Origin of the sequence: Leptotrichia sp. oral taxon 215 str. W9775, assembly GCF_000469505.1 — a bacterium.
Taxonomy (GTDB): Bacteria; Fusobacteriota; Fusobacteriia; order Fusobacteriales; family Leptotrichiaceae; genus Leptotrichia_A.
Genome location: NZ_KI272832.1, coordinates 7908 through 8528 on the forward strand (window position 1 = coordinate 7908; position 621 = coordinate 8528).

Here is a 621-nt window from a genome sequence, read left to right on the forward strand (position 1 = left end):
GTGACATTGTTTTAAAGATTCCTGCTTTTAACATAGTTTGATTTTCTCTAGATTTTCCAATATCTTTAAATTTGAATCTATTGTTAACTGCCCCTGCATACCATCCACTTGAATTTCCTAATTTAACTGTTTCATCTTCGTGAACATAAGCTACACCATATGCATCACTTGTGTAATCAATAATTCCTGCTGTATCTGTATTGTATTCATTTCTCATACCAAATACTTTAATTTTGTTATTTTGTTTAGAAGGATTTCTCCAGTCATTACGTAAATATTTAAATTCTTTATCCAATAAACTTCCTGTTTCATTAATTCTTTGCTGAACATTTCCGTATTGATGTCCCATCATTTCATCTGTTGCCTGATAGAATAATGCTTCTTCATTATTTCCTATAGAGTTTAGTTTTTGGAATACTCCATTTTCTCTAGTTCCAATTCCTTCAACTCCATATCTTTGTTCTAATCCATCTAGGAAGTTATATGTATCTGTTACTGCAACTGGTGAAGCTTCGTTTCCAGCAAATTCTGTATATGGTATTTTAGCCATAGCTACTTTAACTGGTACTCCGCTAGCATCAATTGATGGTAATGCCATCCAAGTTAAAGCAGCTGAATTAT

Annotated in this window: 1 pseudogene; it reads right to left on the minus strand. The window is 32.2% G+C overall.

Annotated features, from left to right (window positions below):
* A pseudogene (locus HMPREF1984_RS11475) lies at positions 1–621 on the minus strand (autotransporter domain-containing protein); the annotation flags it as partial.